Origin of the sequence: Candidatus Thioglobus sp., assembly GCF_029243085.1 — a bacterium.
In the GTDB taxonomy this organism is placed as follows: domain Bacteria; phylum Pseudomonadota; class Gammaproteobacteria; order PS1; family Pseudothioglobaceae; genus Thioglobus_A.
The window spans coordinates 1-7,397 of sequence record NZ_JAQWSS010000007.1 but is presented as its reverse complement, the minus strand read 5'-3'; the positions used below and the strand labels follow the sequence as shown (position 1 = coordinate 7,397).

Annotated in this window: 10 protein-coding genes; all 10 read left to right on the top strand. The window is 37.5% G+C overall.

Features of this window, described 5'->3' with window-relative positions:
- The first annotated feature begins 67 nt into the window (after window positions 1-67).
- Window positions 68-301 carry a BamA/TamA family outer membrane protein gene (locus P8M52_RS00365; protein WP_300305718.1) on the top strand — a complete coding sequence of 78 codons (234 nt, stop codon included), beginning with the start codon at window positions 68-70 and terminating at the stop codon, window positions 299-301.
- Window positions 302-314: 13 nt separating this feature from the next.
- Window positions 315-1,313, top strand: a complete 999-nt coding sequence (gene lpxD, locus P8M52_RS00360; RefSeq protein ID WP_300305717.1) for a UDP-3-O-(3-hydroxymyristoyl)glucosamine N-acyltransferase — start codon at window positions 315-317, stop codon at window positions 1,311-1,313.
- A gap of 2 nt (window positions 1,314-1,315) precedes the next feature.
- The gene (fabZ, locus tag P8M52_RS00355) at window positions 1,316-1,759 is read left to right on the top strand and encodes a 3-hydroxyacyl-ACP dehydratase FabZ (protein WP_300305715.1); all 444 of its coding nucleotides are present in this window, start codon (window positions 1,316-1,318) and stop codon (window positions 1,757-1,759) included.
- A 31-nt stretch (window positions 1,760-1,790) separates the two neighbouring features.
- Window positions 1,791-2,588 (top strand): acyl-ACP--UDP-N-acetylglucosamine O-acyltransferase, encoded by a 798-nt coding sequence (gene lpxA, locus P8M52_RS00350; RefSeq protein ID WP_300305713.1) that lies wholly within the window; start codon window positions 1,791-1,793, stop codon window positions 2,586-2,588.
- Window positions 2,589-2,602: 14 nt separating this feature from the next.
- Window positions 2,603-4,132 (top strand): murein biosynthesis integral membrane protein MurJ, encoded by a 1,530-nt coding sequence (gene murJ, locus P8M52_RS00345; protein ID WP_300305711.1) that lies wholly within the window; start codon window positions 2,603-2,605, stop codon window positions 4,130-4,132.
- The gene (locus tag P8M52_RS00340; RefSeq protein ID WP_300305709.1) at window positions 4,129-4,398 is read left to right on the top strand and encodes an oxidative damage protection protein; all 270 of its coding nucleotides are present in this window, start codon (window positions 4,129-4,131) and stop codon (window positions 4,396-4,398) included. The genes murJ and P8M52_RS00340 overlap by 4 nt, the downstream gene beginning before the upstream one ends.
- Window positions 4,398-5,003 (top strand): guanylate kinase, encoded by a 606-nt coding sequence (gmk, locus tag P8M52_RS00335; RefSeq protein ID WP_300305707.1) that lies wholly within the window; start codon window positions 4,398-4,400, stop codon window positions 5,001-5,003. The genes P8M52_RS00340 and gmk overlap by 1 nt, the downstream gene beginning before the upstream one ends.
- Before the next feature lie 39 nt (window positions 5,004-5,042).
- Window positions 5,043-5,885 (top strand): RNA polymerase sigma factor RpoH, encoded by an 843-nt coding sequence (rpoH, locus tag P8M52_RS00330; RefSeq protein ID WP_300305705.1) that lies wholly within the window; start codon window positions 5,043-5,045, stop codon window positions 5,883-5,885.
- Between the two features lie 64 nt (window positions 5,886-5,949).
- A complete protein-coding gene (locus P8M52_RS00325) occupies window positions 5,950-6,237 on the top strand; it encodes a co-chaperone GroES (RefSeq protein ID WP_300305703.1) in 288 nt (95 codons plus the stop codon).
- A 12-nt stretch (window positions 6,238-6,249) separates the two neighbouring features.
- A partial coding sequence (gene groL, locus P8M52_RS00320) for a chaperonin GroEL (RefSeq protein WP_300305701.1) occupies window positions 6,250-7,397 on the top strand: 1,148 nt, incomplete at its 3' end.

The window sequence follows — 7,397 nt, the reverse complement described above, 5'->3', positions numbered from 1 at the left end:
CATTGATTAACTTAGCAATTTCCCCCAAATTGTACATTATCTAAACAATCTTAAAAACTAGTACCCAATGAAGTTTGTTAATGACAGTAAAAATATGCGTATGAGTGCTTTTATTGATGCTGGCTCTGTTGAAGAGAAAGCATCTAATATTGGTTTTGATGAAGTTCGTGTGTCAACGGGCGTGGCCTTTTCTTGGTTAACGCCAATTGGCCCTTTAGGTATTTATGCAGCCAAACCTTTGGTTAAAAAAGCAAACGACCAAACCAAAACCATTGAATTTACACTGGGCACTAGTTTTTAAGATTGTTTAGATAATGTACAATTTGGGGGAAATTGCTAAGTTAATCAATGCTGAACTCATTGGTGATGCCAAATTTAATATCTCCAGCCTGGCTAGTATTGAACAAGCACAGGCTCAACAGCTCAGTTATGTTGTTAACAACAAATACAGTAAAAGTTTATTAGAAAGCAAAGCGGGTGCTGTTATTATTCATGAATCTTTAAAAGATTCTTGCACCACTAATGCGCTCATTGTGTCAGATGTTTATTTAGCTTTTGCACAAGTATCACACTTATTCAAACATCATGTTAACCACACCATTGGCATTCACCATAGTGCAAAAATAAACAACGCAAACATTGCATCTGGCTGCTGTATTAGTGCAAATGTTACCATTGGCACCAATACAAGTTTGGGTGGCAATACTATTGTTGAAGATAATACGAGTATTGGTGAAAACTGCATAATAGGACCCAATGTCACTATTCTTCAAGGTTCAAAAATTGGCAATCGGGTCGTTATTGCGCCTGGTGCAGTTATTGGCTCTGAAGGCTTTGGCAATGCAAGAGATGCAAACAAACATTGGCATTCTATTGCTCATTTAGGTAATGTTATTATTGGTGACAATGTTACTATAGGAGCCAATACCACAATTGACAGAGGTACACTAGATGACACCTATATTCACAATGGTGTGCGACTAGACAATCTAATACATGTTGCTCATAATGTTGTTATCGATGAAGATACCGCGATTGCTGCTAGCACAGGTATTGCTGGCAGCACCTATATCGGTAAACGCTGCATGATTGGTGGCATGGTAGGTATTGTGGGCCATCTCAATATTTGCGATGATGTTGTTATCAACGCTAAAAGCACGGTAGATAAAAATATCACAAGTCCTGGCATGTATACCGGCATCATGCCTTTAATGCCACATAAAAAATGGCAGATTGTTGGTGTTTGGTTAATAAAACTTGATAAAATTGCTAAATATTTAAATATCAAACTCAACCATTTAAAAGGAAATTAATCATGGAAATGAACATCCAAGACGTTAAGAATTATCTACCTCATCGCTACCCTTTCTTGTTAATTGATCGAGTACTTGAATTAGAAATTGGTAAATCACTTGTTGCCTTGAAAAATGTAACTTTTAATGAGCCACAATTTACAGGTCACTTTCCTGCGCAACCTATCATGCCTGGCGTATTAATCGTTGAAGCATTAGCTCAAGCAACTGGAATTTTGGCATTTAAATCAGAAGTAGGAAAGCCTATTGATGGACAAATTTATATGTTAGTGGGTGTTGATAAGGTGCGCTTTAAACGTATGGTTGAGCCTGGAGACCAGCTTCGTTTAGAAGTTGAGGTGATGACTGTCAAACGTGGCATATGGAAATTTAAATGTAAGGCAACTGTAGATGGAAACGTTGTAACAACATCAGAGCTTATGTGTACACAAAAAGCAGCCGAGTAACATACACAAAAAAATTATTGAGGAGAATCCTGTGGCTATAGACCCAAGCGCAATTATAGATCCAAGTGCAAAAATTCATAAAAATGCAGAAATCTGCGCCTATGCAATCATTGGTGCCAATGTTGAAATTGGATCGGGCACAATTGTTGAAGCACACGTTGTTATTCAAGGCCCAACTAAAATCGGAAAAAATAACCACATTTATTCATTTGCCTCTATTGGCGGTGACCCGCAAGATATTACCTACGAAGAAGGACAAGAGTCTAATCTAGTCATTGGCGATGACAATTTAATCCGTGAATTTTGCACCATTAACCGTGGCACAGAAAAAGAAAAATCGTTAACTCGAGTTGGGTCTAACAACATGCTAATGGCTTACGTACATGTTGCTCATGATTGTCATATTGGCAATCATGTTATTATGTCTAACAATGCTTCTTTGGCAGGTCATGTGCGTGTTCATGATTGGGCAATTCTGGGTGGTTTTACTTTAGTCAAGCAATTCTGCATGATTGGCATGCATACTTATATCGGCATGGGTTGTCAGGTTAATAAAGATATCCCTGCTTATATGGTTGCTTCAGGTACTCAAACTCGAGTTCGTAGTATTAACGCTGAGGGTATGCGTCGCCGTGGATTTTCATCAAGTGCCATCGCCTCTATTAAACGTGCCTTTAAGGTGGTATACAGGGAGTCAACAGGTCGTTTACTTGACCAAATGCTAAAGGAGTTAGAATCCTCTGAAGCAGATAGCCCTGAAGTTATGCAGTTTGTTAATTGTATTCGTGGCTCAAAAGTGGGCATTATGCGTGGCCCTGTTGAGGAGTAACGCCCTCCTTATTAATGGATAATTCCTTTCTAAAGTCTAGCAGTATTGTTACTGGCATGACTTTTTTGTCACGCATTCTTGGCTTAGTGCGTGACTATTTCATTGCCAAGTATTTTGGTGCAAACGGCTTAACGGACGCCTTTTTAGTTGCTTTCCGTATTCCTAATTTTTTAAGAAGATTGTTTGGTGAAGGTGCATTCTCTCAAGCTTTTATCCCTATTTTAGCTGAGGCTAAAGCCAACCATACTGAAGCAGAAGTTCAAAACGTCATTAATCATATTGGCACAAAATTTTTAAAAGTACTAATTGTTATTACTCTCGTTGCTGTTGTTGCCGCACCTGCGGTTATCTTTATGTTTGCCTGGGGTTTTTATTTTAGTGATGATTTAACTAAATTTAATTTAGCAGCAGATATGTTGCGTATCACCTTTCCTTATTTACTGCTTATTTCTCTTGTAGCTTTTTCCGGTAGCATTCTTAATACTTATGATAAATTTGCAGTTCCTGCATTTACTCCAGTACTACTTAATATGAGTATGATTTTATCGAGTATTTACCTATCTCAATATTTGGATGAACCAATTATGGCTCTTGCTTGGGGCGTGTTAATTGGTGGCATTTTACAATTGCTATTTCAGATTCCATTTTTACTTAAAATTAGAAAATTACCCAAGCTTGCCAAGGGAGATCATAAAGCTGTAAAAACATTAAAAAAACGTATGTTGCCGGCTCTTTTTGGCGTCTCTGTGTCTCAAATTAACTTACTAATCGACACCATGATTGCATCACTCTTAGTAAGCGGTAGCGTCTCCTGGCTATATTATTCTGATCGCTTATTAGAACTACCTTTGGCACTCATTGGGATTGCTTTAGCAACTGTTGCCCTTGCAAAACTTAGCAAACATTATGCTAATAACGACCATCAGAAATTCACCCATACAATTGATTACGCACTTAAATTAGGCTTGGTATTGGGTATGCCTGCATGTGCCGGTCTGGTTTTACTTGCAGAACCTTTAATAATCACCCTATTTCAGTATGATGCATTTACTGTATTTGCTGCACATCAATCATCTCTTAGTCTTATGGCTTATGGCTCTGGACTGATGGCGTTTATTGTTGTCAAGATATTGGCGCCCGTCTTTTTAGCTAGAGGTGATACCAAAACACCTGTTAGAGCAGGTGTTATCGCCATGCTTTCAAATGTTGTTTTAAATATTATCTTTGGTTATTATTTTAATCATGTTGGCCTTGCATTAGCTACCTCAATAGCAGCCGTTATCAATGCTTATATTCTATATTTTTATTTAAATCAACAGTCTATTTTTTGCTTTTCTAAAGATTTAATTAAAATGTTTTTTAAAGTTTTCACAGCAAGCTTTATAATGGCTGTTTTTATTTTGAACTTTGATCAGACGGTTGGCGCCTATCTAGATGCAGATGCATTTACTAGAATCACCCAATTGGGTTCAACGATCTGCTTATCAGTGTTCATTTATTTTTTAAGTCTAAAATTTTTAGGCATCAACCTGAGAAAACTATGAATACCGTACACTGTGTAAAATTAAACGAAGAACTAGAAGCGCTAGATCGCGCACCTTACCCTGGTGATCTTGGCAAGAAAATCTTGGCCAATGTATCCAAACAAGGTTGGCAGCAATGGCTTGATCATCAAACCATGATTATCAATGAAAACAATCTTAGCATGATGGATCCTAATGCCCAAAAACACTTAAAAGAACAAATGGATAAATTCTTCTTTTCTGAAGAAGGTGCTGATGACATTAAAGGCTACACTCCTGCATCATAATGGCTAACTTATTTATCGTTGCCGCGCCTTCAGGGTGCGGAAAAACTTCTCTGGTTAAAGCGTTAATTGAAAAAACTGAGGGGTTGTGCGTATCAGTTTCACACACAACACGTGCAGCGCGCCCTGGTGAAGAGCATGGAAAAAATTATTTCTTTATCACTAAGCAAGAGTTTGATCAGATTAACAACGATAATGGCTTTATTGAATCGGCACAAGTGTTTGACAACTACTATGGAAGCGCTAAACAAACTGTAAGAGATTTGTTGGCAACTGGCACTGACGTCATACTGGAGATTGATTGGCAAGGTGCTAGACAAGTAAAAGAAAATTTTACCGATGCGATTGGTATTTTTATTTTACCGCCATCAGAATCTGCTTTACGTGAACGTTTAACCGGTCGCGGCCAAGATGATAAAAGCATTATTGATAGGCGCATGCAAGACGCTGTGAGTGAAATGCAGCATTATGATGAATTCGACTATCTTGTGATCAATGACAACTTTGCATTAGCATTAGCTGATTTGACTACTATTATTCACTCTCAACGATTGTTATTATCCCAACAATCAATAAAATATCAATCCTTGCTTAACTCATTGATTTAACCTATAATATTAATCCTTAGTAATATTCGTCAATATTTAATGAGTTCAGAGTTTGCCCTACCTGCTACTAGCACTTCAAGTGCTTTAGGCGTTCAAAAATATCCACCAATACTAAGTGCTGAGGAAGAGCACGAATTAGCCATTAAACTCTATGAAGAGCACGATTTAAGTGCTGCACGAAAGCTTGTATTATCACATATGCGCTTTGTCGCTTTTATTGCACATGGTTACAAGGGTTACGGTCTCGAACAAGCAGATTTAATCCAAGAAGGTACAATTGGGCTTATGAAAGCAGTTAAACGCTTTAATCCTCATAAAAATGTGCGTCTAGCCTCATTTGCAGTATATTGGATTCGGGCAGAAATTCATGAATTTATCTTTAAAAACTGGAAGATTGTTAAAGTTGCTACCACTAAGGCTCAGCGTAAGCTCTTCTTTAAACTAAAGAAAGCTAAGGCGCAAATATACAACTCTTTGAATAACGATCAAGCTGATCAAATTGCTGAAGATTTAGGGGTAAGGCGTAAAGACGTGTTAGAGATGGAATCACGCTTACAGTTTAATGATGTGACGTTTGAAAATTCCGATGATGAAGATTCAAATGCGCCTGAACAATATCTAACTAATGAAAACGTGCAAACGCCTGAACAATTATTGTTAGTTGATGACTCGCAGAAAAATCAACAGCAACAACTTTATAAAGCACTTTCCGCTTTAGATGAAAGAAGTTTAGATATTTTACAATCTAGATACTTGAAAGAAGAAAAAACGACCCTACATATATTGGCAGACAGATATGGTATTTCTGCAGAAAGGGTTCGTCAACTTGAAAACAAGGCAATGAAAAAACTTAAATCAAGTTTACAAGAGCAATCTCTATAACCTTTTTGCTTAAAAAAAACCCTGTTTAAAAATTTTTATTATTATTTATTAAGTAGGAGATAAAATGAGTATCAAGCCAACACGCGATCGCGTAATTGTTCGCAGAACAGAAGAAGAAAAAACAACTGCAAGTGGTCTAATCATTCCAGATTCAGCAACTGAAAAGCCGTCAGAAGGAGAGGTGATAGCTGTTGGTAGTGGACGATTAATGGATAGTGGTGAGATCGCTTCTATGGAAGTAGCAGTAGGTGATAATGTTGTCTTTGGTCAATATGCTGGCACTGAAGTTACCGTCAATGGTGAATCGCTACTAGTAATGAGTGAAAACGATATTGTTGCAATTATTAAATAAAGGAGAATCAATATGTCAGCAAAAGATGTAAAGTTTGGCTCAGATGCAAGAAGTTTAATGCTAAATGGTGTAAATATACTTGCCAATGCAGTTAAAGTAACACTTGGACCAAAAGGACGAAATGTTGTATTAGATAAATCATTTGGTTCGCCTAATATTACTAAAGATGGTGTATCAGTTGCCCAAGAAATCGAATTAGAAAATAAATTTGAAAATATGGGTGCACAAATGGTGAAAGAAGTAGCTTCTAAAACCAATGATATTGCTGGTGATGGAACTACTACGGCAACTGTACTTGCTCAAGCCTTGCTAATTGAAGGTGTAAAATCTGTTTCTGCAGGCATGAATCCAATGGATTTAAAACGCGGCATTGACAAAGCTACTGAAGCTGCAGTTAACGCATTACGTGATCTATCTCAGCCTTGTGATGACACAAAATCTATTGCACAAGTAGGCACTATTTCTGCTAACTCTGACACCAGTGTTGGTGACATTATTGCTGAGGCGATGGAAAGAGTTGGAAAAGAAGGTGTAATCACTGTTGAAGAAGGCTCTGGTTTTAACAATGAGCTGGATGTTGTTGAAGGTATGCAATTTGAAAGAGGCTATTTATCTCCATATTTCGTCAACAATCAAGATTCAATGAGTGCAGATTTAGATTCTCCACTTATCTTATTAAATGAAGACAAAATCTCAAATATTAGAGACTTGCTACCATCATTAGAAATTGCTCAAAAATCTGGCAGACCTTTATTGATAATCGCCGAAGATATTGAAGGTGAGGCGCTAGCAACTCTTGTGGTTAACAATATGAGAGGAATCGTGAAAGTGGCTGCAGTTAAAACGCCAGGTTTTGGTGATCGACGTAAAGCAATTTTGCAAGATTTAGCAGTTTTAACAGGCGGCATGGTGATCTCTGAAGAAGTGGGACTCTCTTTAGAAGGTATCTCTGAAGATCAGCTTGGCAGTGCTAAACGTGTAGAAATTGGCAAAGATGAGACAGTTGTTGTTGATGGTATGGGTAAAAAGGCTGATATTGATGGACGAGTTAAGCAAATTCAAGCGCAACTTAAAACAACAACTTCTGATTACGATAAAGAGAAACTCTCAGAACGTTTGGCTAAACTTTCTGGTGGTGTTGCAGTTATTAAAGTTGGTGC